Consider the following 24,200-nt stretch of genomic DNA (forward strand, 5'->3'; position numbering starts at 1 on the left):
TGCCGGAGGCCGCACCGCGCGCGGGCGGGGCGCGCGGCGCTGGCCGTTGCGGGCCGGCTTCTCGAGGAAGCTGCGCTCCACATCCAGCGTCGAGCGCACGCCGATGTCGTCGCCATGCTTCTTCAGCCACTGGTCCGCGGCCCGACGCCCGAGCTCGAACAAGCCGTCGAGGAACACCCGGTCGGTGTTGAACTTGCTGCTCGCGTTGAACGGCGCCAGGCCTTCGTCGTCGGCGATCATGTGCAGGCGCAGGTCCTTGTAGTGGCCGGCCTCCAGCCGGCCCTCGCGCACCAGGCGCGACACGAAGGCGATCGCGCGCATCTCGGCCACCAGGCTGGCGTTGAAGGTGATCTCGGACAGGCGGTCGATGATCTCGACACTGCGGGTCGGCGTCCCCTCGTGCTGCAGCGGGTTGATCTTCACCAGCAGGATGTCGAGCGTCTCGGTGTTGTAGATCAGCGGGTAGATCGCCGGGTTGCCGGTGTAGCCGCCATCCCAGTAGGCCTCCCCGTCGATCGTCACGGCCTGGAAGATGAACGGCAGGCAGGCGGAGGCCAGCAGCGCATCGATCGACAGGTCCTTGCCGGTGAAGACGTGGGCCTGGCCGCTGCGCACGCTGGTAGCCGTGATGAACAGCGGGATGTCGCAACGCCGCAGCGCGTCCTCGTCGACATGCCGCCGGGCCACGTCGCGCAGCGGGTTCAGGTTCAGCGGGTTGAACTCATAGGGGCTGAAGGCGCGAAAGAAGCTGTTGAGCCACTGGTAGCTCGGCAGCTTGTCGAAGTTGAAGCTGCTGCCGGCCGCACTGGCTTGGCTCAGCGAGAACGGCGAGAAGATCTGGCTGCTGGTGCTGACGTCGTGCCAGAAGGCCGTGAGTGCCGCGCGCGCGCCGGCGCGGCCGCCACGGGCATGTCCCGTCGCCAGCACGGCGGCGTTGAGCGCGCCGGCACTGGTGCCCGAGATCGCGGAGATCTCGACCGCGTCGTCCTCGAGCAGCCGGTCGAGCACGCCCCAGGTGAAGGCACCGTGGGACCCTCCACCCTGCAGAGCAAGATCGACGCGGCGCGGTGCGGCGGGCGAGCGGTTGTTCGGGTGTGACGGCGACTCTGGCATGGCATCTCCCGGCTGGCGTCCAGTCTACGCCGGCGCCCCGACGAATGCTGCATTGCAGCAAACAACCCTCCTTGGCGTCGGCCGGGACTAAGCCGGGTTGGCCGTCCCGCTGGCAAGAGGCGCGGCACGCGGCAGACGGTCGGCCGGCCAGGCGGCGAAGCGCACGGTGAAGCGCGCGCCGGGGCTGCTGCCTTCAGGCACGGGGCCTTCGCGGGTGTCGTCCAGCGTCAACGTAGCACCGTGCTGTCGAGCGATCTCGGCGACGATCGCCAGGCCCAGGCCCGAGCCATCGACATCGGTCCCCAGGGCGCGGTAGAAGGGCTGGAACACCAGTTCACGCTCCGCCGCGGGGATGCCGGGGCCGGAATCCTCGACCTGCAGCACCACGACCTGGCCGAACGGGTCGCTGACGACCCTCACCGTCACCGTGCCTCCGGGAGGGGTGTAGTGCAGGGCGTTGTCGACCAGGTTGCGGATCATCTCGCGCAGCAGCAGCGCATGGCCGAGCACGCTGCTGCGCTGCGGCTCGGCCGTCTCGCCGTCGGCGCCCGGTCCCTCGTAGCCGAGGTCGATGCGCTTCTCGAGCGCGCGCGGCACGAAGTCGCGGACGGTCTCCGTTGCCAGCCTCGCCAGCCGGACCTCGGCCACGCGGGCGGCGAGTTCGCGGTCCTCGGCGCGCGCCATCGCCAGCAACTGGTTGACCATGTGCGCGGCCCGCTGGCTCGACAGCGCGATCTGCTGCAGCGAGCGCTTCAGCGCCTCGGGCTCGCGTTCACCCGCGTCGATCTCGCGCTGCGCGATCTCGGCCTGGGTGCGCAGGCCGGCCAGCGGCGTCTTGAGCTGGTGGGCGGCATCGGCGAGAAAGCGCCGCTGCGTCGCCAGCGAGCGGTCCAGGCGCTCCAGCAGGTCGTTGATGGCTCGCACCAGCGGCGACACCTCCTCCGGCGCCTCCATCTCGTCGATCGGGCTCAGGTCATCAGCCGCACGGCGGCGGATGCGCTGCTGCAGCTCGTTGAGCGGCGCGATGCCGCGCGCCAGTGCCAGCCACACCAGCAGCACCGCGAGCGGCAGGATCACGAACTGCGGCAGGATCACGCCCTTGATGATCTCGGTGGCCAGCTGCGAGCGCTTGCCCAGGGTTTCGGCCACCTGCACCAGCGCCGGCGAGGTGGCGCCGGGAATCCGCGGCGCGGCGGGCATCGCCACCCACAGGTAGGCCACGCGCACGGCCTCGTTGTGCACCTCGTCGTCGCGATAGCGGACCTCTCCGACCGCCGCCACGTCGTCCTCGCGCGGACCGGCAGCGTGTGATCGCCACCCACATACTCGCCCCGCGCGCCCAGCACCTGGAAGTAGATCTGGTCCGCCTCGTCGGCCCGCAGCAGTTGATCGGCTCCGGGCGGCAGAGCGAACGCAACGCGGCCCTGGTCGACGCTTACCTGCTGCGACAGCGCCCTCGCCATCTCGCCGAGCGCGCGATCGTAGGGACGGTTGGCGATGTTCTGGGCGACCAGCCAGGTCAGCGCGACACTCATCGGCCACAGCAACAGCAGCGGCGCGAGCATCCAGTCGAGGATCTCGCCGAACAGCGAGCGTTGTCCGCGCAGCGTGTTCATGCCCGAAGGCGCGCGCCGCGCAGCATGCCGGCTCAGCCCGCGATCTTCTCGAGGCAGTAGCCCAGGCCGCGCACGGTGGCGATGCGCACCGGGCCCTGCTCGATCTTCTTGCGCAGGCGGTGGATGTAGACCTCGATCGCGTTGTTGCTGACCTCGTCGCCCCATTCGCACAGGCGCTCGACCAGCTGATCCTTGCTGACCAGCCGGCCGGCACGCTGCAGCAGCACCTCGAGCAGCGAGAGCTCGCGAGCCGACAGCTCGATCATCTGGTCGTTCAGGTAGGCCACGCGCCCAGTTGCATCGAACGACAGCGGGCCGTGCTTGATGATGGCCGAGGCGGTGCCCAGGCCACGCCGCGTCAGCGCTCGCACGCGCGCCTCCAGTTCCTGCAGCGCGAAGGGCTTGGCCATGTAGTCGTCGGCCCCCAGGTCCAGCCCCTTCACGCGCTGCTCCACGCTGTCGGCCGCGGTCAGGATCAGCACTGGCGTCACGGTGCCGCGCGCGCGCATCTTGCGCAGCACCTCCAGGCCGTGCAGCTTGGGCAGTCCGAGATCGAGGATCACCAGGTCGAACTCGTGGTCGGCCAGCGCCGCATCGGCCTCGCTGCCGCTTCCGACCTGATCCACCGCATAGCCACCCTTGCGCAAGGTGCGCAACAGACCGTCGGCCAGCACCTGGTCGTCTTCGGCGATGAGGATCCTCATGGACGTGTCTCCCTCGGCGGCGCATGGGTTTCGTTGTGGTCAGCGCCGGGTTCATTGTAGGGAGGGGCTTCGGAAGAGCCAAAAACTACTGTACAAATAACCAGTTTCGACCATAATCCCGAGCAAACCGGAGGCTCAGCATGGATGCAAGCGTCAAGACATTGAACACCGAAAAGGCCAAGGCCCTGCAGGCTGCGCTCGCGCAGATCGAGAAGCAGTTCGGCAAGGGCACGATCATGCGCCTCGGCGAAGGCGAGGTCATCGATGACATCGAGGTGGTGTCCACCGGCTCGCTGGGCCTGGACATCGCCCTCGGCGTCGGCGGCCTGCCGCGCGGACGCGTCATCGAGATCTACGGTCCCGAGTCCTCGGGCAAGACCACGCTCACCCTGCAGGTCATCGCCGAGATGCAGAAGCTGGCCGGCACCTGCGCCTTCATCGATGCCGAGCATGCGCTCGACTCGCAGTACGCCCAGAAACTGGGGGTCAACCTGCAGGAGCTGCTGATCTCCCAGCCCGACACCGGCGAGCAAGCGCTCGAGATCGTCGACGCGCTGGTGCGCTCCGGCTCGGTCGATCTGATCGTTGTCGACTCGGTCGCGGCGCTCACGCCCAAGGCTGAACTCGAAGGCGAGATGGGCGACTCCCTGCCCGGCCTGCAGGCACGGCTGATGAGCCAGGCGCTGCGCAAGCTCACCGCGACGATCAAGAAGTCGAACTGCATGGTGATCTTCATCAACCAGATCCGCATGAAGATCGGCGTGATGTTCGGCTCACCCGAAACCACCACCGGCGGTAACGCGCTGAAGTTCTATGCCTCGGTGCGGCTCGACATCCGCCGCATCGGCAGCATCAAGCGTGGCGAAGAAGTGATCGGCAACGAGACCAAGGTCAAGGTCGTCAAGAACAAGGTCTCCCCGCCATTCAAGACCGCCGAGTTCGACATCCTGTTCGGCGAGGGCGTGTCACGCGAGGGCGAGATCATCGACCTGGGCGTCATCGCCAAGGTGATCGACAAGTCGGGCGCCTGGTACGCCTACAACGGCGAGAAGATCGGCCAAGGCAAGGACAACAGCCGCGAGTTCCTGCGCGAGAACCCTGAACTGGCCCACGAGATCGAGAACAAGATTCGTGAATCGCTGGGCGTGGCGCTGCTGCCCAGCATCGAGATCGAAGTCCCCAAGGGCACCAAGCAGGCGGCTGCCGGCGCCTGAGGCGGGGGAAGCTCCGCGGGCTCGCGGCCGACGGAGGCGTCTCGTGGTCCGTCCCGCGCCCACCCTGAAGGCCAAGGCGCTGACCTATCTTGCGCAGCGCGAGCACAGCCGCATCGAGCTGCGACGCAAGTTGCTGTCACACGTCGATCGGCAGCGCAGGGCGGCGGGGTCATCGCCGCTGTCGGCCGACGCCCCTGCGCCGGCGCTGCCGACCGAGCAGGAGGTCGACGACCTGCTCGACTGGCTCGCGGCGAAGGACCTGCTCAGCGCCGACCGCTTCATCGAGACCCGCGTGAGCGCCCGCGAGGGGCGCTTCGGCAATCTGCGCATCCACCGGGAACTCGCGCAGCACGGCATGGCTCTCGACGCAGAGACCGCGCAACAACTCAAGGACAGCGAACTCGCCCGCGCCCGTGCGGTATGGGCCAAGCGTTTCGGCACGCCGGCCGTCGATGCCGCCGATCGAGCGCGGCAGATGCGTTTTCTGAGCGCCCGAGGCTTCAGCTCGGAAACGGTGGGCCGCGTGGTGAAGTCAGCTGGGCGCGAAGACTGAGCCAATCACACGCCGAGCATCAGCGCGATGTTCTGCACCGCGGCGCCCGACGCGCCCTTGCCCAGGTTGTCGAGCCGTGCCACGAGCACGGCCTGGCCGCGATCCTCGTTGCCGTAGACCCGCAACTCCAGCCGGTTGCTGTCGTTCAGCGCCTCGGCCTCGATCTTGCCGCCCGGCTCGGCCGTCACCACCTGGACCCATGGCTGACCGGCATAGCGTGCCCGCAACGCCGCCTCGAGGTCGGCCGGCTTCGGCCGCCCGTTCAGCAGATCGAGGTGCAACGCCACCTGCACCAGCATGCCCTGGCGGAAGTTGCCGACGCTGGGCACGAAGATCGGTCGACGCTCCAGCCGGCTGTACTGCTGCAGTTCAGGCAAGTGCTTGTGTTCGAGGCCAAGGCCGTAAAGCTCGAAGGATGGGGCGTCACCGGCCTCATAAGCCTCGATCATTGTTCTTCCGCCCCCGGAGTAACCACTCACAGCGTGCACGGCTACCGGATAGTCTGTCGGCAGCAAACCCGCATCGACCAAAGGGCGCAGCAACGCGATGCCGCCGGTCGGATAGCACCCAGGGTTGGCCACGCGGCGCGATGCCGCAACGGCGGCCGCTTGCGCCGGCAGCAACTCCGGAAATCCATAGACCCAGCCAGACGCCACGCGATGGGCCGTACTGGCGTCGACAATCTTCGGCCCCCCGCCCGGCAAGCTGTCGGCCAGCGCCACCGATTCGCGCGCGGCATCGTCATGCAGGCACAGCACCACCAGATCCACGCCGGCCATCAGCTCGCGCTTCGCACCGGCGTCCTTGCGGCGAGCGGGGTCGATGCTGACGAGCTCGATCCCGTCCGTCCCGGCCAGTCGCTCGCGGATGCCGAGTCCGGTCGTGCCGGCTTCGCCGTCGATGAAGATGCGGGCCGGGCGGGTGCTCATGGTGTGCAAGGAGGGGCGGACAGCGGGGAGGTCGATGGTAGCAACGCCGGGCGTCAGTCGCGTGTCATCAAGGGTTCCCGTGGAGTTCTTGGTGCAATGCAGCATGCTAAAGTCGATCGGCTTTTCCCGGCGTGCCACCCGCGCCGTGCCGCCCGCGGGCGGGCGCCGAACCGTCCGACTTCTTCGACTCGAACCACCCACCCTCGAATCCAGCGCGACCATGAAGATCCACGAATACCAAGGCAAAGAGATCCTGCGCCAGTTCGGCGTTCCGGTACCCCGCGGCTATCCGGCGTTCACCGTGCAGGAGGCCGTCGAGGCCGCCCAGAAGCTCGGCGGCCCGGTGTGGGTCGTGAAGGCGCAGATCCACGCAGGAGGCCGCGGCAAGGGCGGCGGCGTGAAGCTCGGCAAGAGCCTGGACGAGGTGAAGGCACTGTCGGGCCAGATCCTGGGCATGCAGCTCAAGACCCACCAGACCGGCCCCGAGGGCCAGAAGGTGCGGCGCCTGTACATCGAGGAAGGCGCGGACATCAAGAAGGAATATTACGTCTCGCTGGTGACCGACCGCGCGACGCAGAAGGTAGCCCTGATCGCCTCGAGCGAAGGCGGCATGGACATCGAGGAGGTCGCGCACAGCACCCCCGAGAAGATCATCACAGAGGTGATCGATCCGCTGACCGGCCTGGGCGACGCGCAGGCGAAGAAGATTGCCGCCGCGGTGGGCCTGCCGGAGGCCTCGCACGCCCAGGCGGTGACGCTGCTGCAGAACCTGTACCGCTGCTACATGGAGACGGACGCCTCGCTGGTCGAGATCAATCCGCTGAACTGCGACAGCAAGGGCAACCTGATCGCGCTCGACGCGAAGTTCAACTTCGATGCGAACGCCCTGTTCCGCCACCCGGAGATCGTCGCCTACCGCGACCTCGACGAGGAAGACCCGGCCGAGATCGAGGCCAGCAAGTTCGACCTCGCCTACATCCAGCTCGATGGCAACATCGGCTGTCTGGTCAACGGCGCCGGCCTGGCGATGGCGACGATGGACACCATCAAGCTGTTCGGCGGCGAGCCGGCCAACTTCCTTGATGTCGGCGGCGGCGCGACGGCCGAGAAGGTCACCGAGGCCTTCAAGATCATGCTGAAGAACCCCGAGGTCAAGGCCATCCTGGTCAACATCTTCGGCGGCATCATGCGCTGCGACACGATCGCGGACGGCGTGGTCACCGCCTCGCGTGCGGTCGGCCTGAAGGTGCCGCTGGTGGTGCGCATGAAGGGCACCAACGAAGACCTGGGCAAGAAGATCCTGGCCGACTCCGGTCTGCCGATCATCGCCGCCGACACCATGGCCGAAGCGGCCACCAAGGTTGTCGCCGCCGTCGCCTGAGCCCTCGAAGGACACCGAACATGAGCATTCTGATCAACAAGAACACCAAGGTCATCACCCAGGGCATCACGGGCAAGACCGGTCAGTTCCACACCCGCGGCTGCCGCGACTACGCCAACGGCAAGAACTGCTTCGTCGCCGGCGTCAACCCGAAGAAGGCCGGCGAGGACTTCGAGGGCATCCCGATCTACGCCAGCGTCAAGGACGCCAAGGCCCAGACCGGCGCGACCGTCAGCGTGATCTACGTGCCGCCGGCCGGCGCCGCCGCGGCGATCTGGGAGGCGGTCGAGGCCGACCTGGACCTGGCGATCTGCATCACCGAAGGCATCCCCGTGAAGGACATGCTGGTGGTGCGCAACAAGATGAAGGCCAAGGAGGCCGCCGGCGGCAAGAAGACGCTGCTGCTCGGCCCCAACTGCCCGGGCCTGATCACGCCCGAGGAGATCAAGATCGGCATCATGCCGGGCCACATCCACCGCAAGGGCCGCATCGGCGTGGTCAGTCGCTCCGGCACGCTGACCTACGAAGCGGTGGCGCAGCTGACCGAGATCGGCCTGGGTCAGTCGAGCGCGGTGGGCATCGGCGGCGACCCGATCAACGGCCTCAAGCACATCGACGTGATGAAGGCCTTCAACGACGATCCGGACACCGACGCGGTGATCATGATCGGCGAGATCGGCGGCCCCGACGAGGCCGAGGCCGCGCAATGGTGCAAGGCCAACATGAAGAAGCCGATCGTCGGCTTCATCGCTGGCGTGACGGCCCCCCCGGGCAAGCGCATGGGCCATGCCGGCGCGTTGATCTCGGGCGGCGCCGACACGGCTGACGCCAAGCTGGCGATCATGGAGGAATGCGGCTTCACGGTTACCCGCAACCCGTCGGAGATGGGCAAGCTGCTCAAGGGCCTGCTCTGACCGCAGGGCCGCGCGCCGCACGGCGCACCGACCCCGCCTGCAAGGCCGCCCTCGGGCGGCCTTGTTCGTTACCGGTGCCAAGCGGTCGTCCGCATGCGTAGTCTCCGCAAGCCGCGCCGGGGTGAGGGGCCTCTACACTGCCCGAGGACCGTGGGCACGGCCCGCACAGCGCAGCAGAAGGAAGCCAGATGGAACAGTTCATGACCCCGGACTTCTGGGTCGCGGTCGGACAGATCATCCTGATCGACATCGTGCTAGGTGGCGACAACGCAGTGGTCATCGCGCTGGCGTGCCGCCAGCTGCCGGCGGCACAGCGCACCAAGGGCATCCTGTGGGGCACCGCCGGCGCCATCCTGCTGCGCGTCATCCTGATCTTCTTCGCGCTGACGCTGCTCGCCATCCCCTACCTGAAACTGGTGGGGGCCGTGCTGCTGGTGTGGATCGGCGTCAAGCTGCTCGCGCCGGACCATGAGGACGGCCACGGCAACATCCAGGGCAGCGACAAGCTGTGGAGCGCCGTCAAGACCGTGATCGTCGCCGACCTGGTGATGAGCATCGACAACGTCATCGCGATCGCCGGAGCGGCCGAAAGCGCCGGTGGCGACCACAAGATGCCGCTGGTGATCTTCGGCCTGCTGGTCAGCATCCCCATCATCGTCTGGGGCAGCCAGCTGGTGCTCAAGCTGATGGACCGCTTCCCGATCATCATCACGGTCGGCGGCATGCTGCTGGGCTGGATCGCCGGGACGATGGCCGTCACCGACCCCGGCGTCACGCACCTGATCGCTCAGACCGACACCCTCAAGTACGCCGCCGGCATTTCCGGCGCGCTGCTGGTGCTGGCGATCGGCAAGTGGGTGGCGCGAGGCCGCACGCCGGCGCCGAGCACCTGAAGTCGCGCGAGGCCTGCTAACGTTCGGCGATGGCACCGACCATCTCCCTCGCCGCGACGCCTCTTTTCCGCCTCCGCGCACCGCACTGCCGCCCTGAGACCGCCTGCCCGCCGGCGCCTGCCGCCGCAGCACGCGCGGCATGACGGGCCTCTTCTGGGTGGGGCTGGCGCTGGGCGCGGCAGCCGCGGTGGGCCTGCTGTGGCTTTGGCGTTACCGGCAAAGGGCGACACCGACGAAGCGCCGGCCGGACCGGGCGCCGGGCTTCAACTTCGTCAGCACACAGCACGACACGGTGGCCGACACCGTGCTCGATCCGCGCGTCCTGGACGCGCAACAGCGCCGCATCGGGCCCTACGTGGTGGAGCGCGACATCGGCCACGGCGCGATGGGCGCCGTGCTGCTGTGCCGTGACGAGCGCACCGGCGAAGCGGTGGCCCTCAAGACCATGGCGCTCGGCCGCGAATTCCACGGCGACGCACTGACCGACGCCCGCGAGCGCTTCTTCCGCGAGGCCGAGATGGCCGGCCGACTGCACCACCCCGACATCGTGTCGGTCCGCGAGGCCGGCGAGCAGGACGGCACCGCCTACATCGCGATGGAGCTGCTGAGCGGGCGCGATCTCAGCGAGTTCACCCAACCCGGCCGGCTGCTGCCGGTGCCCGCGGTGCTGGGCATCATCGCCCGCGTGGCGCAGGCGCTGGCCCATGCCCACCGTCAGGGCGTGACCCATCGCGACATCAAGCCGGCCAACATCATGGTCGAACTCAAGAGCGGCATGGTCAAGGTCACCGACTTCGGCATCGCCCGCATCATCGACTCGACGCAGACGCGCACCGGCATCGTGCTGGGAACGCCGTCGTTCATGTCGCCGGAGCAGATGGCGGGCGCCCGGGTCGACGGGCGCAGCGACCTCTACGCCCTCGGCGTCACGCTGTTCCAGCTGCTGACGGGCGCGCTGCCGCACCGGCCGGAGTCGATGGCCGAGCTGATCCGATCGATCGCCAACGACGTGGCGCCCGACGTGCGCACGCTGCGCCCCGAACTGCCCGCGGCGCTGGCCGACATCGTGGCCCTGGCGCTGGAGAAGCGCCCGGAGATCCGCTATGCCGATGGCGACGCGATGGCCACCGATCTGCATACGGTGCTGGTCCAGTGGCGTGAACAGGCGCGGGAACCGGCGGCACCCCCCGTCGACGCGGTGCCCGGCGACGCCCGGCCGGTGCCCGGGGCGCCAGAAGCCGGGCACAATCCCTAGTGTTCGCGCGCACTGGCGCGCTCAGTCGCTTTCCGATGCCCACGCTCCCGACCCCCTCCGCCCTGCGTTTCGAGTTCGTCAGTGCCACGGACACCGGCCGATCGCGCAACAACAACGAAGACGCGGTGGTGATCGACGAAGCCGCCTGCCTGGCAGTCCTGGCCGACGGCATGGGCGGCTACAACGCCGGCGAGGTGGCCAGCAGCATGGCCACCAGCTTCATCAAGGCCGAACTCGGCCGCTGGCTCAGCGAGGCCAGTGCCCAGGCCACCGACACCGACGTGCGGCGCGCCATGGACATCTGCGTCGACAACGCCAACCGCGCGATCTTCAACGCCGCCAACTCCAACCCGCAGTACGCCGGCATGGGCACCACGCTCGTGGTGGCCGTGCTGAGAGACGCACGGCTGCTGCTCGGGCACATCGGCGATTCGCGCGGCTACCGCTGGCGCGAAGGCGAGCTGTCGCAGATCACCCGCGATCACTCCCTGCTGCAGGAGCAGCTCGATGCCGGATTGATCACGCCCGAACAGGCCGCTGCGTCGAACAACAAGAACCTGGTCACGCGGGCGGTCGGCGTCGAGGACACCGTGCTGCTGGAGACCCACCTGCACCAGACCCAGCCCGGCGACTGGATCCTGCTCTGCTCCGACGGCCTGTCGGACATGATCGACGACGAGCAGATCGCCGCCGTGTTGCGCCAGCACGACTCTTTGCCGCAGGCCGCTCAGGCGCTGGTACAGGCAGCCAACGACGCTGGCGGACGGGATAACATCTCGGTCATTCTGGTGCGCGCTTCGGGCACCGCGCCGGTATCGCGGGCCTGGTGGCCGTTCCGCCGCTGAGGGGCAGCGCCCGGACATTCAGGCGCGCAGCAGGTCGCCGGGTTCCACCACATCAGAAGTCAGACGCACGGGGTCACGCATGGGCAAGCTGGTCGTATCGCTGGACGGGGTCGTCATCAAGGAAGTCCAGCTCACCAAGGACAAGACGACCCTCGGTCGCCGGCCCTACAACGACATCGTGATCGACAACCTGGCCGTCAGCGGCGAGCACGCCGTGCTGCAGATGGTGGGCCAGGACGTCTTCATCGAAGACCTCAACAGCACCAACGGCACCTACATCAACGGCAAGGCCGTGAAGAAGCAGCTGCTGCAGCACAACGACACCGTCGAGATCGGCAAGTACAAGATCAAGTACCTGAGCGTCGAAAGCTCGGACTACGAGAAGACCATGATCATCAAGCCGGGTGCGGCGGCCACGGCGCCGAACTTCCAGCACACCGCGCCGATGAGCAACACCAACTTCGCGACGCTCACCGGCACCAGCTCGGCGTCGATCAAGGTGCTCAATGGCGCTGCGGTCGGCCGCGAGGTGGCGCTCACCAAGGTGGTCACGACCGTCGGCAAGCCCGGCGTGCAGGTCGCCTCCATCACCAAGCGCCCAGGCGGCTACGTGTTCGCCCACGTCGAGGGCGGCAGCCGCCCCACCGTCAACGGCAGCGAGGTCAGCAGCGACCCCGTGCACCTGAAGAACGGCGATGTGATCGAACTCGCCGGCACCCAGATGCAGTTCGTGCAGGACTGAACGGGAAGGTCCCGGCGCCTCGGCGGGCCGAGGCGCCGCTGCAGGCATTAATGCCGCAGCGTGATCACTTTGCGACACCCCCGTCGCGCCGGCCGCCGAGCCGTGAGGCATCGCACGGCGGGTCGCTTGCCCGCCGTTCGGCCCGGCGGCACCATGCGAGCGTGACGTTCTTCGTTTCCTTGATCCTGACACCGCCGCGTTGCCGGGGCTGACCCCATGAGCCACTCCCCCGTGCGCCTGCAGGTGCTCGGCTGCTCCGGCTCCATCGCCTCGGGCAGCCGCACCACCGCCTTCCTGCTCGACGACAACGTGCTGATCGACGCCGGCACCGGCGTGGGCGACATGGCTCTCGATGCGATGGCCCGCGTGGACGACATCCTCGTCTCGCATTCCCATCTCGACCACGTGCTGGCCATCCCGCTGCTCGCCGACAGCGTGATGAAGCTGCGGCTGGCGCAGCCCGAGCGCGGACCGATCCGCGTGCACGGCCTGCCCGAGACGCTGGCGGCATTGCGCGCCCACCTCTTCAACGGCCAGCTCTGGCCCGACTTCACCAGCATCCCGAGCGCCGCTTACCCGATCATCCGGCTGCTGCCCTTCGCCATTGGCGACACCCTGCGCTTCGGCCACGGCGATGCCGAGCGGCGCGTGGAGGTGCTGCCCGCATCGCACACCGTCCCGGCCTGCGGCTTCGCCGTCGACAGCGACGAGGGCTGGTGGGTCTACAGCGGCGACACCGGCCCCAACCCCGCACTGTGGGCCGCCCTGAAGGGCCGGCGCATTGCCCACCTCATCATCGAGACCGCCTTCGGCGACGACGAACGCTGGCTCGCCGACCTGAGCGGCCACCTGGCGCCCAGCAGCCTGGCCACCGAACTGGCCCAGCTGGACGGCAGCGTGCCGGTGCACATCACCCACCCCAAGCCCGGCGAGGTGGCGGCGGTGGTGGCGCAAATCCGGGCCATCGACACGGCGCACCGGTGGAGCCGTTGGTGAAGGGCTTGGTGTTCACGCTGTAGATCGCAGCGTCACGATGCGACCAAAAGTGTCGATATCGGACGGCCACGGTTCCTCGATTCAGCGTTCGATGTGACGCGATCTGTCCCACTTTCACCGCGATGCGCAAACGCTCCGTGGTTTAGCTCACGTTCAGGCGAGTCCGCCGCTTGGCACGGAGCCTGCCTTTCGAACCACGTCTATCACCCGGTTCAACCGCTCAAGGAGAGTTCAGATCATGAAGAAGCACATTCAGAAGGGTTTCACCCTCATCGAACTGATGATCGTCGTGGCGATCATCGGCATCCTGGCGGCGGTTGCGCTGCCGGCTTATCAGGACTACACAATTCGCTCGCGTGTCTCTGAAGGACTGTCACTTGCGTCAGAGGCGAAAGTTGTTGTCGCCGACAACGCTGCGAATGGGACGCCCGCGGCTAACGGTGGTCTAGGCGCAGGGTACCGGACCGGTGCTGCAACCACGTGTGCAGCAGCCGGCAACTGCGTCAATCCGATTGGCACTCCGAATATCACTTCCGTGACGATTGCTTCGGGGACTGGTTTGATTACGGTTACGACGACGGCTCGTGCGGGCAACGGCACGCTCACGCTCAACCCGCAATCCAACGGTGCGGCACTCGCTGCAGGAACCGTCCCAACCGGCCCAATGGTTTGGACATGCTTTGCCGCTGGCAAGACTGGCGCAGTTGGCGCTCCTACGCTGCTTGGGAAGTATGCTCCCGCAGAATGCCGCGCTTGATATTCAGTTCTTCGATTTTTTGAAAGGACGCCGCGGCGTCCTTTTTTGTTTTCTGTATGCATAACCCGAAAGGCGCAACTGGTATTCGAATAACGGTACTGAATCGGGTACAGGGTCACCAAGCGCATGTTCCAGCTTCACGGCGTGACCATCAGCGGAGCGGCCATTCATCTGTCGACAGATTCAGACCCAGCTGCTTCATTCCGGTCTTCGGGTTGACGGTCACTGGCTCAGGTCATGCAAGCAGCCGGCCGGCCGGTTATGCAGCCCTTGCTTAGTCGATGTTTGATTGGAGAGTCTGCGGCTCTGTCATTTCTGTGGAGAGCATGAATACACAACCGATTGCGAGGCTTCTGCTGACTGGCAGCATCGTCTTACCCCTGCTCGCCTCATGGCCTGGCACACCGGACGCGGTACTCGCGAATCAATTGTTGGCTCTAGCATTCGCTGGCCTGCTGCCATTCATTCGGGGTCGCACCGTACAACAGCCTAGCGTTGAGTTCCTGTCGGTGGGTACCGGCTGGCTAGTGGTGTTGGGTGCATACATTGCATCAAGCAAATTGCTTGATGGTGCGAGCCTGAGTGATCTGGCGGTGTTGGCATCTACTTTTGTAGTCCTGTGGATTGCAGCAGCCAAGACAAGCTCTTCGGTCAACAGCGCCTTCGCGTTTGGTTGGAGTCTTGCGGGGATGCTGTGTGTCATCGTTGCACTCGTCCAATACTTCGCACCATCAATCGCGGATGGCTTGCTCGTTGCCATCAACACCTCGCCCGGCCGCGCCGTGGGCAACATGCGCCAACCCAACCATTTGGCCACCGCGCTGTTGTGCGCGATGGTCATGACGGCCTGGCTGTGGCAGGCCGGTCGCCTGCGCGCACCGTGGGCCGCCGCGTCGCTCTTCGCGATGGTGCTGGCGGTGGCGCTGAGCGCCTCGCGCACCGGGGCGCTGTCGCTCGGCGTGCTGCTGCTGTGGGCGGTGGTCGACCGCTCGTTGCCGCGCGCCGCACGCTGGACGCTCGCGCTGACGCCGCTGGCCTACCTCGTCTGCTGGGCGGGCCTGGCGGAGTACGCCGAATGGCAGCACGCACACTTCTATGCGGTCGAGCGGCTGCAGTCGCACAGTGACATCAGCAGCTCGCGTTTCGCCATCTGGCGCAATGCACTGGTGCTGGTGGCACAGAACCCGTGGACCGGCGTCGGCTGGGGCAACTTCAACTTCGCGTGGACCTTCACGCCTTTCCCGGACCGGCCGGTCGCCTTCTTCGATCACACGCACAACCTCCCGCTGCAATTGGCAGTGGAGATCGGCCTGCCGGCCACGGCCTTGGTGCTGGGACTGTTCGGCTGGGCGCTGTGGCGCGCACGCGGGGCGTGGCGGGTGGCGGGCGAACAGCCGGGCCATCCGGCGCGCGCGGCTTTCGTGATGCTGGTGGTGCTGGGGATGCACAGCCTGCTCGAGTACCCGCTGTGGTACGCCTACTTCCTGCTGCCGGCAGCCTGGGCGCTGGGCGTGTTTCTCGGGTCGGCGCCGGCGAAGGAGCCGGCCTCCGATCGCAATGAGCCGGCGAGTCCGGCAGCCGCCACCGCCATGGCGCGGTGGCCGACCTGTCTTCTTCGAGCGGCCGGAGCATTGATGATCCTCGGCGCCGCGTATGCCGCCTGGGATCACCGCCGCGTCGAGGTGATCTTCGCGCCGCCGGCCGGTGCCGGCTCGTTGGCGGAACGCATCGCCGCCGGACGCGAGAGCGTGCTGTTCGGCCACCACGCCGACTATGCCGCCGTGACCAACGAGCCGAAGGATCAGGCGCTTGCGAGCTTTCGCCGTCCGCTGCACCACCTGGTCGACGTGCGTCTGCTCATCGCGTACATCGAGGCGCTGAAGGCCAATGGCCGCGATGCCGAGGCACTCTACGCAGCCCAGCGGCTGCGGGAGTTCCGGCGCGACGACGCGCAGGCCTACTTCAAGGAGTGCACGGCCGACAACCCGGCACCGCCGCTCCAGTGCCGAACCGAGCCGGTGGCGCTGACCTGGCGCGATCTGGAGCCTTGAGTCCGGGGGACGCCGTCAGCCCGCCGCATCGGCGACGAACGAGCCCGACTTGCCGCCATGCTTCTCGAGCAGCCGCACCCCCTCGATCACCATGCCGCGGTCGATGGCCTTGCACATGTCGTAGATGGTCAGCAGGCCGATCTGGACGGCCGTCAACGCCTCCATCTCCACGCCGGTGGGCCCCAGCGTCTCGGCCGTCACGCGGCAGGCAATGCGCACTGCGGCCTCATCGACCTCGAACTCGGCGGCCACTCGCGTGAGCGGGAGCGGGTGGCACAGCGGAATCAGTTCGGCCGTGCGCTTCGCCGCCTGGATGGCTGCGATGCGCGCGATGCCGATCACGTCGCCCTTCTTCGCGCTGCCCTGTGCAATGACCTTCAGCGTGGCCGGCAGCATGCGGATCCAGCCCTCGGCCACCGCCACCCGATGCGTCGCCGCCTTGGCGGACACGTCGACCATGTGGGCCTGGCCCTGTGCGTCGAAGTGGGTCAGTCCGCTGGCCGGGGAAGATGACTTGGGGGTGACGCTCATGGCTGCGGCAACAATGGGAAACAAGGCTGCGGCATCATAGACGCACGCCTTGCTGAACTGCCTTGCTGCGCGAGGGTCACACCCGAGACCCGCCGCCGACCTGCCCGATGGACCAGACTTTCCCTTCTCCCGCCTCACCGCCCCCGGCGCAGCGCTTCGCGTTCGGTCACCGGCTGCGTGCTGCCGGCATCCACCTCGGCTTGAGCGCGGTGATCGCAGCCCTTGCTGCGGCACTCGTGTTCGGGCTTTGGTACCCCACGCCGTTCCGTGAGATCTCCGGCGGACGCGAGTTGTTCTTCATCGTCGTGGCAGTGGATGTGGTGCTGGGCCCGCTGATCACTTTTGCGGTGTTCGACCGCCGCAAGCCGTGGCGCGAGCTGCGGCGCGATCTAGCCATCGTCGGTGTTATACAAATGGCGGGCCTGCTGTACGGGTTGCATACGGTTTACGTCGCGCGCCCCGCGGTCATGGTCCTCGAAGTCGATCGGCTTCGAGTCCTCACTGCCGTAGACCTTGATGCGTCATCACTCGCTAAAGCCCCGCCAGAGTTCAGAGAACTGCCTTGGCATGGGACCCATGTGCTGGCCGCGCGCCGAGCCACGGATGCAGAGCGCCTCGAATCCATCGAGAAGGCCATGGCCGGCGTCGATATCGGCCAGCGCCCGGAGTTTTGGCTGCCGGCGTCCGAAACGAAGGCCGCTTTGCTTCAAAGTGCAAAGCCTCTCTCCGAGCTGCGGAAGCGCCACGTCGACCGATCGGCCGAGTTGCAGAAGTACATCGAAGCGACCGGCCGCACCGATGAGCAACTGAAGTTCCTGCCCTTGTTCGCGCGCCGCACCGACTGGGTTGCATTGCTCGACGCGGGCAGCGGCGAACTGGTGGGCTATGCCCCTTTCGATGGCTTCTGAAAGACAACGCCGCTGGCAGCGCGCTCTACCGCTGGCCCTGAGCCTGGCCCTCACGGCCCAGAGCCTGGTGCCGGCGGCAGTGGCCCAGGGCAACCCCGGCAGCTCGCGCAACAACCTGCCGGCGCTGGGCGACAGCGCGTCCGACGACATTTCGGTGTCGAACGAGCGCCGCATCGGCGATCGCATCATGCGCGACATCCGTCGCGATGCGGATTACCTCGACGACCCGATCCTGCTCGAGTACGTGCAGACGATGATGAGCGCGCTCATCGTGTCGTCGCGCGAGCGCGGCAACATCCCGACGGAGCTGGACGAGCGCTTCGCGTGGGAGGCCTTCCTCGTGCGCGACCGCACGGTGAATGCCTTCGCGCTGCCGGGCGGCTATATGGGCGTGCACCTGGGCCTGATGGCCATCACGGCGACGCCCGCCGAACTGGCGTCGGTGCTGGCGCACGAGTTGTCGCACGTGACGCAGCGGCACATTGCGCGCAGCGTGGGCGCGAACAAGCTCACCTCGCTGGCGGGGATCGCCGGGCTGATCCTGGGCGTGCTCGCGGCCAGCCGCAGCCCGGAGGCTGCCAATGCGCTGATCACCGGCGGGCAGGCCGTGGCCGTGCAGGGCCAATTGAACTACTCGCGCGACGCCGAGCGCGAGGCCGACCGCGTGGGCTTCAACGTGCTGACCGGCGCCGGCTACTCGCCGGCCGGCATGCCGGCGATGTTCGAGAAGCTGCTGCAGGCCTCGCGCCTGAACGACAGCCAGAACTACCCCTACCTGCGCAGCCACCCGCTGACCACCGAGCGCATCGGCGAAGCCCGCTCGCGCCTCGGCGTGGCCAATGCCGCGCCGCCGGCCCGGCCGCTGCTACACGTGCTGATGCAGGCCCGCGCCCGGGTGCTGATGGACACGCGCGACAGTGCGCTCCAGCGCGCCCAGGATTTCGACACCGAGCGCGCCCTGGCCACCGTCGCCACGCCCGCCGACCGGCTGGGGGCGCTGTACGGGAGCGCGCTGGCGTCGATCCTGCGGCGCGATTTCTCGCGCGCCGACGCGGCGTTGAGCGCCGCGCGCCCCTTGGCGGATGGCGACAAGGACGCCACGAATGCCTTGGCGCTGTTGACGCTGCAAGGCCTGCTGGTGCGCAGCGATGGCGCGCGCGCCGATGGCGTGCTCGGCAGCCTGCTGGCCGCGCCGGGAGGACAGGACTCACGCACGCTGCTGCTCGCGCAGGCGCAACGCGCGCTGCTGCCGGGCAGCACGCCCGAGATGCAGCGCGCGGCGGTCGATCGCTTGCAGACCTGGGTGGCCGTCCACCGGCAGGACGCGCTCGCGTGGGGCAGCGCCGCGCAACTGTGGGAACGCCTGGGTCAGCGCCTGCGCGCGGTGCGCGCAGACGCCGAGTCGCGCGCCGTGGTCGGCGACGTGCAAGGGGCCGTCGAGCGGCTGCGCGCCGCGCAGAAGCTGGCCCGCACGGCGACCGGCAGCGACTTCATCGAGCTTCGGTGCTCGAGTCCCGGTTGCGGGAACTGGAGCTGCAGCGCCGACAGATCATCGCCGAGGAACGCGGCGAGCTTTGAGGTCGGCGAGCCGGAGCGACGGCGCGCCCCGTCGGCGCTTCACCGGCTGAACAGCCGCTCCATCGCCGCGTCGATCACCAGCCCGCACACGCTGTAGATCAGCGAGCCGATCAGGGCGGCACCGAAGCCGCGCACGCTGAAGCCTTCGAGCACGCTGGCGGCGAAATAGAACATCAGCGCGTTGATGACGAACAGGAACAGCCCGAGCGTCAGCAGCGTGACCGGCAAGGTCAGCAACACGAGCAGCGGGCGCAGCACGGCGTTGAACAGGCCGAGCACCAGCGCCGCGATCATCGCGGCGCCGAAGCTCTGCACCACGACACCCGGGTAGAGATGGGCCACCAGCAGCAGCGCGGCCGCCAGCAGCAGCCATCGGACGAGGATCTTCATGGCGCGCAGGATACACGGCGAGCCGCGGTTCCTGCGCGCATGCCGCCCGCGTCAGACCACGCTCAACCGCACCTCGATGTTGCCGCGCGTGGCGTTCGAATACGGGCACACGCCGTGCGCCGCCTCGACCAGCGCCTCGGCGTCGGCCTTGGCCATGCCGGGGATGCTGATCGCCAGGTCGACCTCGATGCCGAAGCCTGCGGGATCAGGCCGATGCCGACCTTGCCGGTCACGGTGGTGTCGGCCGGCAGCGTCTGCTTCTTCTGGCCGGCGACGAACTTCATCGCACCGAGGAAGCAGGCCGAGTAGCCGGCAGCGAACAGCTGTTCGGGGTTGGTGCCCGGGCCGCCGCCCCCGCCCAGTTCCTTCGGCGTGGACAGCTGGATGTCGAGCACCTTGTCCGACGACACGGCGCGGCCTTCGCGGCCGCCGGTGGCGGTGGCCTGGGCACGGTAGAGCACGTTCTCGATCTTGTTCATGGTCAGTCCTTTCAGGAGCGGAGGGTGGAATGCGGCCTTCTGTCTGTCGTTCAGGCCGCGGCGGAAACCTCGGTGTCGTGGTGGAGCGCCGCGCGCAGCTGCTGCAGCGTCGCGGTCAGCGTGGCCAGTTCGCCCGACGAGCAGGTGGCGGCTTCGGCCAGCGCCGCCGGGATCCCGAGCGCGCGCCGCCGCAGCGTGCGGCCGGCAGGTGTCAGCGTGACGACGACACGGCGCTCGTCGTCGGTGGCGCGCTCGCGCGTCAGCAACCCGGCGGCCTGCAGCCGCTTGAGCAGCGGCGTCAGCGTGCCGGAGTCGAGGAACAGACGTTCGCCGAGCGAAGAGACGCTCGATCCGTCGTGTTCCCACAGCGCCAGCATCACCAGGTACTGCGGGTAGGTCAGCCCCAGGGCGTCGAGCAGGGGCCGGTAGCGCTTGGTCATCGCGAGAGAGGCCGAGTAGAGCGCAAAGCACAGCTGCGCATCGAGCGCCAGTGCAGGCGCAGGTGCGGCCGCCACCGGCCGGCGCAGCGCACGCCGCAGCGGCCGACGGGCCGTCGCGCGCGCCGCGCTGTCGAGCAACGGTCGGGTCGGAGTGCGGTGCGTGGCCATGGGTGAACTTTAGCGCCGATCTCACAATTAAATTGCACACAATAGAATTGTCAACATTCAAAAAAGGGACTTCCGATCGCGGCGCGGCCGCCTCGTTCCGCGCGTTCGATGCGGCGTTGCATCATGACTCGCAGCGTCGCAAGTGATGCCCGGCAGCGACAGAACGGGCCGCCAGCCCGCAGCAATGCGCGTTTTCCATGGACAAACTGCTTCTCAATGCAGCACACGCGCAGTACCATTCGCGCCGCAGGGTCGCTGTGAGAATGAGAGCTCATGCGGCTATCGCCCGGGGCCCAGCACATCAACAACTTTTGATGGAGTGATTCAAATGGCAACTGCGAAGAAGGCCGCCGCCAAGAAGGCGCCGGCAAAGAAGGCCGCTCCGGCCAAGAAGGCAGCACCGGCGAAGAAGGCCGCTCCGGCCAAGAAGGCGGCGCCCGCCAAGAAGGCTCCCGCGAAGAAGGCCGCTCCGGCCAAGAAGCGCACGCCGAACGCCGCCTTCATGAAGGCCCTGACGCCCAGTGCTGCGCTGGCCGCGATCGTCGGCGACAAGCCGCTGCCGCGCACCGATGTGACCAAGAAGATCTGGGAATACATCAAGAAGCACAAGCTGCAGGACGCCGTGCAGAAGCGCGTGATCGTCGCGGACGCCAAGCTGAAGGAAGTCTTCGGCAAGGCCAAGGCCGACATGTTCGAGATGACCAAGCTCGTCAACAGCCACCTCAAGTGAGCTGCCGGTCCTCGTGACCGCATCGGAAGCCCGGCTCCGGCCGGGCTTTTTTGTGGGCGCCTGTCCGAGGCAGCCCACCGCGCAGCGGCTGCCGCGTCAGCCGAACGGCCGCACGCCGATCCATGCACCGTGGGCCCAGAACGCGAACACCGCCCACGCCACGGCACCAACCACCACGGTGATCGCGGTCGCCCCGGCGCGGCCGGGCGGGTGGCCACCCCCGTAGCGCGGTCCCGGCCGCGCGCGGCACGGAAGCACAGCACGGCCCAGACCAGGAAGCCGCCGAACAGCAGCACATCGGCCAGCGTGCCGTTGGCCAGCAGGTGCGCGAGAGCCCAGACCTTGACGCCCAGCACCATCGGATGGCGCAGCTTCGCCTTGAGGCCATTGCCGGGCACATAGGCGGCGGCCAGCAGCACGAAGGACACCAGGGTCAGCAGCGCGGCGATGTGGCGCATCGCAACCGGCGGCGTCCACAGCAGCACCGGCTGCTGCCGCGCCAGGCCGTAGCCCCACGCCAGCAGCACGAAGCCGATCAGCGAAACCACCGCATAGGCGGCCTTCCAGCGCGCCTCGCCCGCACGCGCCAACGTGCGCGTGCGCCAGGGCTCCGCAAAGATGCGCACCGAGTGCGTGCCGAGAAAGAGAACAAGGCCGAGGATCAAGACGAGCATGACGGACTCCGGTGGTTGCGCGCGAGCGTAACGCAGCCTCGGTCGCGGGCGTGCCACGGGTAGGATCACCGGGAACCCACCGAAAGCCGCTGATGACGACCCTCGACTGCATCGAGATCCAGACCACCGACCAACCGGCCGCCAGCATCATCGTGCTGCACGGCCTGGGCGCCGACGGCAACGACTTCGTGCCGATCTGCGAGGAGCTCGTCCTCGACGCCGTCGGCGGCGCGCGCTTCATCTTCCCGCACGCGCCGACGCGGCCGGTCACGATCAACGGTGGCTACGTGATGCGCGCCTGGTACGACATCCTCGGCACCGACGGGCCGCGCCGCGAGGACGAAGCCGGGCTGCGTGCATCGCTGGAACTGGTGCGTGCGCTGATCGAGCGCGAGAACGCGCGCGGCATCCCCAGCTCGCGCATCGTGCTGGCCGGCTTCTCGCAAGGCTGCGCGATGACGCTGCTGACCGGCCTGCGCCACGGCGAGCGCCTCGCGGGCCTGGCCGGCCTCTCGGGTTACCTGCCGCTGGCGCCAGTGACCGCCGACGAGCGCAGCGCGGCCAACGCCGATGTGCCGATCTTCCTGGCCCACGGCCGCGCCGACCCGGTGATCCCGCTGCCGCGCGCCACCGCCTCGCGCGACGCGCTGCAGGCGCTGGGCTATGCGGTGGAGTGGCACGAGTACCCGATGCCGCACTCGGTGTGCCCCGAGGAGATCGCCGACCTGAACCGCTGGCTGCTGCGCGTGCTGGCCTGAGGCCAGGGCGGCCGACGGGTCAGAACACCTCTTCGGTCGTCACCTCGAAGCGCAGCAGCTGGTTCTGCCCGAAGGCCATCGTGATCGGCACGTCGCCGGCGTCGCGGCCGCGGCCCATCACGATGCGGCCGATGCGCGGCTGGTTGTGGCGGGCGTCGAAGGTGTACCACTGCTCGCCGAGGTAGGCCTCGAACCAGGCGCTGAAATCCATCGGGCAGGGCACCGGCGGGATGCCGATGTCGCGAGATAGCCGGTGACGTAGCGCGCCGGGATGTTCATGCAGCGGCACAGCGTGACGGCCAGGTGGGCGAAGTCGCGGCACACGCCGGTGCGTTCGCGGTAACCCTCCAGGGCGGTGCGGTTCGCGCGAGCGTTCTGGTAATCGAAGCGGATGTGCCCGTGCACGAAATCGCAGATGGCCTGCACGCGGGGCCAGCCCAGCGGCGTGTGGCCGAACTGGTTCCAAGCGAAGTTCAGCAGCTCGCTGTCGACCTCGCAGTAGCGGCTGGGCAGCAGGAACTGCAATGTGGCCAACGGCAGGTCGCGCGGGTCGTGCTGCCAGGCACCGTCCGCCACCGGGTCGGGCAGGCCGGAATCGCGCACCACCGCGTCGTTGGTGAAGCGCACCGAGCCCACGCCCGGCGGCACGTTGACGCGCCCGCAGTGGTTGCCGTAGCTGTCGATGTATTCGTCGTTGCCGAAGAAGGGCGTGATCCAGAAGTTCTCGGGCGTCACCAGATCGTCGCGCCGCGTGGGGTGCACGTGCAGCAGGTAGATGAGCGCCGTCGGCGACGCGACGGAGAGCTCGATGTCGAACCCGATCTTGATCAGCACGGCGCGGCTCCTGAGAAAGGGACGCCGGGAGATCGAGCGCCTGTCGACCGAGTGTGCGCCGCGAGCGGCGCGCCCACTGCAGCAAATGACGCAAGGCGTTGTGAGACGGCACGCCGCGTCGCTGTCGGACGCGCACCAGTGCGCCGCTAGAGCGCCTTCGAGGTGCACACGAACCGCTCGACCTGCTGCGCGACCCACGGGCCGTCGTCGAGCGGCAGATCATGGCCTGCGGTCGGATGCTCGGCGATCGGTAGCGCCCATGCCTGCGCCAGCCGACGCGAACAGTGCGGATCGACCAGCGCATCGCGTGCGCTCGCGAGCACCAGCAAGGGCACCGGAGGGCGCAGCGGCGGCGCACGAAAGCGGGCGGCGGCGAGCAGCTGCCGCAGCGCATTGGCGCGCGACACCGGACACTCGCGCCGCCACGCCGTCCACGCGCCCAGCAGCGCGTCGTGTTCCGCCTCTTCGAAGCAGCGCCGGCTGGTCATTGCCAGGATGCTGCGCTCCCATTCGGCCGCATCGGCGTCGCTCAGCGCCAGCCGCAGCAGCGTCGCGTACTGCGACGGCCGCAGCCGCTGATGAAAGGCGCCGAAGGGCCGCAGGCTGGTGTTGATCAGCACCGCAGCGGCCAGCTCGCGCGGCTGGGCGTGGGCCCAGGCCAGCGCCACCATCGCGCCGAGCGACATCGCCAGCACGCGGTAGGGCGTGCCACGCCCAGGGCCTGCAGCGCAGTGCGGCAGTGCGCCG

At 68.1% G+C, this 24,200-nt stretch carries 22 protein-coding genes and 4 pseudogenes; 15 read left to right on the top strand and 11 right to left on the bottom strand.

Annotation, left to right across the window (positions count from 1 at the left end):
• The 3 genes and pseudogenes from x551_RS07345 to x551_RS07355 form a co-directional block, all read right to left on the bottom strand.
• Window positions 1–1,113, bottom strand: a 1,113-nt coding sequence (locus tag x551_RS07345; protein ID WP_051511889.1) for a patatin-like phospholipase family protein, incomplete at its 3' end; no start/stop codon positions are given.
• A gap of 87 nt (window positions 1,114–1,200) precedes the next feature.
• Window positions 1,201–2,729, bottom strand: a pseudogene (locus x551_RS07350) (sensor histidine kinase N-terminal domain-containing protein).
• Window positions 2,730–2,761: 32 nt separating this feature from the next.
• Window positions 2,762–3,433, bottom strand: a complete 672-nt coding sequence (locus x551_RS07355; RefSeq protein WP_011827677.1) for a response regulator transcription factor — start codon at window positions 3,431–3,433, stop codon at window positions 2,762–2,764.
• Between the two features lie 140 nt (window positions 3,434–3,573).
• On the opposite strand from x551_RS07355, the gene recA reads away from it, so the two are divergent.
• Both recA and x551_RS07365 read left to right on the top strand, forming a co-directional pair.
• Complete coding sequence (gene recA, locus x551_RS07360) at window positions 3,574–4,647, top strand: recombinase RecA (RefSeq protein ID WP_011827676.1); 1,074 nt, start codon at window positions 3,574–3,576, stop codon at window positions 4,645–4,647.
• 43 nt (window positions 4,648–4,690) lie between these two features.
• Complete coding sequence (locus x551_RS07365) at window positions 4,691–5,200, top strand: RecX family transcriptional regulator (protein WP_011827675.1); 510 nt, start codon at window positions 4,691–4,693, stop codon at window positions 5,198–5,200.
• A gap of 5 nt (window positions 5,201–5,205) precedes the next feature.
• Here the strand turns inward: x551_RS07365 and argC are convergent, their stop codons facing one another.
• The gene (gene argC, locus x551_RS07370) at window positions 5,206–6,129 is read right to left on the bottom strand and encodes an N-acetyl-gamma-glutamyl-phosphate reductase (protein WP_011827674.1); all 924 of its coding nucleotides are present in this window, start codon (window positions 6,127–6,129) and stop codon (window positions 5,206–5,208) included.
• Window positions 6,130–6,349: 220 nt separating this feature from the next.
• Between argC and sucC the strand changes: the two genes are divergently transcribed.
• From sucC to x551_RS07415, 9 genes are all read left to right on the top strand, one after another.
• On the top strand, window positions 6,350–7,510 hold the full coding sequence (gene sucC / locus x551_RS07375) for an ADP-forming succinate--CoA ligase subunit beta (protein ID WP_036232214.1): 1,161 nt from the start codon (window positions 6,350–6,352) through the stop codon (window positions 7,508–7,510).
• 20 nt (window positions 7,511–7,530) lie between these two features.
• A complete protein-coding gene (sucD, locus tag x551_RS07380; protein WP_036232217.1) occupies window positions 7,531–8,424 on the top strand; it encodes a succinate--CoA ligase subunit alpha in 894 nt (297 codons plus the stop codon).
• 188 nt (window positions 8,425–8,612) lie between these two features.
• A complete protein-coding gene (locus x551_RS07385; RefSeq protein ID WP_036232220.1) occupies window positions 8,613–9,317 on the top strand; it encodes a TerC family protein in 705 nt (234 codons plus the stop codon).
• Between the two features lie 139 nt (window positions 9,318–9,456).
• A complete protein-coding gene (locus tag x551_RS07390) occupies window positions 9,457–10,572 on the top strand; it encodes a serine/threonine-protein kinase (protein ID WP_343252119.1) in 1,116 nt (371 codons plus the stop codon).
• A gap of 35 nt (window positions 10,573–10,607) precedes the next feature.
• A complete protein-coding gene (locus tag x551_RS07395; RefSeq protein WP_081771259.1) occupies window positions 10,608–11,417 on the top strand; it encodes a Stp1/IreP family PP2C-type Ser/Thr phosphatase in 810 nt (269 codons plus the stop codon).
• Window positions 11,418–11,496: 79 nt separating this feature from the next.
• Entirely contained in the window at window positions 11,497–12,159 is a 663-nt protein-coding gene (locus x551_RS07400; protein ID WP_036232225.1) for an FHA domain-containing protein, read from the top strand.
• A gap of 216 nt (window positions 12,160–12,375) precedes the next feature.
• A complete protein-coding gene (locus x551_RS07405) occupies window positions 12,376–13,155 on the top strand; it encodes a 3',5'-cyclic-nucleotide phosphodiesterase (protein ID WP_253950318.1) in 780 nt (259 codons plus the stop codon).
• Between the two features lie 238 nt (window positions 13,156–13,393).
• Window positions 13,394–13,912 (top strand): pilin, encoded by a 519-nt coding sequence (locus x551_RS24175; protein ID WP_036248011.1) that lies wholly within the window; start codon window positions 13,394–13,396, stop codon window positions 13,910–13,912.
• Between the two features lie 326 nt (window positions 13,913–14,238).
• Entirely contained in the window at window positions 14,239–15,963 is a 1,725-nt protein-coding gene (locus x551_RS07415; protein WP_216701307.1) for an O-antigen ligase family protein, read from the top strand.
• Window positions 15,964–15,978: 15 nt separating this feature from the next.
• Here x551_RS07415 and moaC read toward each other — a convergent pair whose 3' ends face one another.
• Window positions 15,979–16,494 (bottom strand): cyclic pyranopterin monophosphate synthase MoaC, encoded by a 516-nt coding sequence (gene moaC, locus x551_RS07420; RefSeq protein WP_036232228.1) that lies wholly within the window; start codon window positions 16,492–16,494, stop codon window positions 15,979–15,981.
• Window positions 16,495–16,601: 107 nt separating this feature from the next.
• Here moaC and tfpZ point away from each other — a divergent pair, with 107 nt between their 5' ends.
• Together tfpZ and x551_RS07430 are read left to right on the top strand one after the other, a co-directional pair.
• Entirely contained in the window at window positions 16,602–17,402 is an 801-nt protein-coding gene (gene tfpZ, locus x551_RS07425; RefSeq protein ID WP_231497629.1) for a TfpX/TfpZ family type IV pilin accessory protein, read from the top strand.
• The gene (locus x551_RS07430) at window positions 17,392–19,077 is read left to right on the top strand and encodes a M48 family metalloprotease (RefSeq protein WP_253950319.1); all 1,686 of its coding nucleotides are present in this window, start codon (window positions 17,392–17,394) and stop codon (window positions 19,075–19,077) included. Before tfpZ ends, x551_RS07430 begins: the two co-directional genes overlap by 11 nt.
• Here x551_RS07430 and x551_RS07435 read toward each other — a convergent pair.
• The 3 genes and pseudogenes from x551_RS07435 to x551_RS07445 form a co-directional block, all read right to left on the bottom strand.
• Window positions 19,020–19,370: a phage holin family protein gene (locus tag x551_RS07435; RefSeq protein WP_036232232.1), complete on the bottom strand. Its 351-nt coding sequence runs from the start codon at window positions 19,368–19,370 to the stop codon at window positions 19,020–19,022. The genes x551_RS07430 and x551_RS07435 overlap by 58 nt on opposite strands.
• Window positions 19,371–19,421: 51 nt before the next feature.
• Window positions 19,422–19,849, bottom strand: a pseudogene (locus x551_RS07440) (organic hydroperoxide resistance protein).
• Between the two features lie 50 nt (window positions 19,850–19,899).
• Window positions 19,900–20,457, bottom strand: coding sequence for a MarR family transcriptional regulator (locus x551_RS07445; RefSeq protein ID WP_011827658.1), 558 nt, complete (start codon window positions 20,455–20,457; stop codon window positions 19,900–19,902).
• A 328-nt stretch (window positions 20,458–20,785) separates the two neighbouring features.
• Here x551_RS07445 and x551_RS07450 point away from each other — a divergent pair, with 328 nt between their 5' ends.
• Window positions 20,786–21,187 carry an SWIB/MDM2 domain-containing protein gene (locus x551_RS07450; protein WP_011827657.1) on the top strand — a complete coding sequence of 134 codons (402 nt, stop codon included), beginning with the start codon at window positions 20,786–20,788 and terminating at the stop codon, window positions 21,185–21,187.
• A 96-nt stretch (window positions 21,188–21,283) separates the two neighbouring features.
• On the opposite strand, the pseudogene x551_RS24180 reads toward x551_RS07450, so the two are convergent.
• Window positions 21,284–21,861 (bottom strand): annotated as a pseudogene (locus tag x551_RS24180) (NnrU family protein).
• A 92-nt stretch (window positions 21,862–21,953) separates the two neighbouring features.
• Here x551_RS24180 and x551_RS07455 point away from each other — a divergent pair.
• Window positions 21,954–22,619: an alpha/beta hydrolase gene (locus x551_RS07455; protein WP_036232236.1), complete on the top strand. Its 666-nt coding sequence runs from the start codon at window positions 21,954–21,956 to the stop codon at window positions 22,617–22,619.
• Window positions 22,620–22,638: 19 nt separating this feature from the next.
• On the opposite strand, the pseudogene x551_RS07460 reads toward x551_RS07455, so the two are convergent.
• Window positions 22,639–23,453 (bottom strand): annotated as a pseudogene (locus x551_RS07460) (transglutaminase family protein).
• Window positions 23,454–23,599: 146 nt separating this feature from the next.
• A partial coding sequence (locus x551_RS07465) for an alpha/beta hydrolase (protein ID WP_152543454.1) occupies window positions 23,600–24,200 on the bottom strand: 601 nt, incomplete at its 5' end.

The sequence above is a fragment of the Methylibium sp. T29 genome, assembly GCF_000576205.1.
GTDB lineage: Bacteria > Pseudomonadota > Gammaproteobacteria > Burkholderiales > Burkholderiaceae_C > Methylibium > Methylibium petroleiphilum.

Bases quoted from the DNA above. Each gene is read 5' to 3' on its own strand.
- x551_RS07400 (WP_036232225.1), top strand. From the start codon at position 11,497: ATGGGCAAGCTGGTCGTATCGCTGGACGGGGTCGTCATCAAGGAAGTC.
- sucC (WP_036232214.1), top strand. From the start codon at position 6,350: ATGAAGATCCACGAATACCAAGGCAAAGAGATCCTGCGCCAGTTCGGC.
- x551_RS07430 (WP_253950319.1), top strand. From the start codon at position 17,392: ATGGCTTCTGAAAGACAACGCCGCTGGCAGCGCGCTCTACCGCTGGCC.
- argC (WP_011827674.1), bottom strand. From the start codon at position 6,129: ATGAGCACCCGCCCGGCCCGCATCTTCATCGACGGCGAAGCCGGCACG.
- x551_RS07435 (WP_036232232.1), bottom strand. From the start codon at position 19,370: ATGAAGATCCTCGTCCGATGGCTGCTGCTGGCGGCCGCGCTGCTGCTG.
- tfpZ (WP_231497629.1), top strand. From the start codon at position 16,602: ATGGACCAGACTTTCCCTTCTCCCGCCTCACCGCCCCCGGCGCAGCGC.
- x551_RS24175 (WP_036248011.1), top strand. From the start codon at position 13,394: ATGAAGAAGCACATTCAGAAGGGTTTCACCCTCATCGAACTGATGATC.
- sucD (WP_036232217.1), top strand. From the start codon at position 7,531: ATGAGCATTCTGATCAACAAGAACACCAAGGTCATCACCCAGGGCATC.
- x551_RS07405 (WP_253950318.1), top strand. From the start codon at position 12,376: ATGAGCCACTCCCCCGTGCGCCTGCAGGTGCTCGGCTGCTCCGGCTCC.
- moaC (WP_036232228.1), bottom strand. From the start codon at position 16,494: ATGAGCGTCACCCCCAAGTCATCTTCCCCGGCCAGCGGACTGACCCAC.
- x551_RS07395 (WP_081771259.1), top strand. From the start codon at position 10,608: ATGCCCACGCTCCCGACCCCCTCCGCCCTGCGTTTCGAGTTCGTCAGT.
- x551_RS07355 (WP_011827677.1), bottom strand. From the start codon at position 3,433: ATGAGGATCCTCATCGCCGAAGACGACCAGGTGCTGGCCGACGGTCTG.
- x551_RS07385 (WP_036232220.1), top strand. From the start codon at position 8,613: ATGGAACAGTTCATGACCCCGGACTTCTGGGTCGCGGTCGGACAGATC.
- x551_RS07445 (WP_011827658.1), bottom strand. From the start codon at position 20,457: ATGGCCACGCACCGCACTCCGACCCGACCGTTGCTCGACAGCGCGGCG.
- x551_RS07450 (WP_011827657.1), top strand. From the start codon at position 20,786: ATGGCAACTGCGAAGAAGGCCGCCGCCAAGAAGGCGCCGGCAAAGAAG.
- x551_RS07390 (WP_343252119.1), top strand. From the start codon at position 9,457: ATGACGGGCCTCTTCTGGGTGGGGCTGGCGCTGGGCGCGGCAGCCGCG.
- x551_RS07455 (WP_036232236.1), top strand. From the start codon at position 21,954: ATGACGACCCTCGACTGCATCGAGATCCAGACCACCGACCAACCGGCC.
- x551_RS07415 (WP_216701307.1), top strand. From the start codon at position 14,239: ATGAATACACAACCGATTGCGAGGCTTCTGCTGACTGGCAGCATCGTC.
- recA (WP_011827676.1), top strand. From the start codon at position 3,574: ATGGATGCAAGCGTCAAGACATTGAACACCGAAAAGGCCAAGGCCCTG.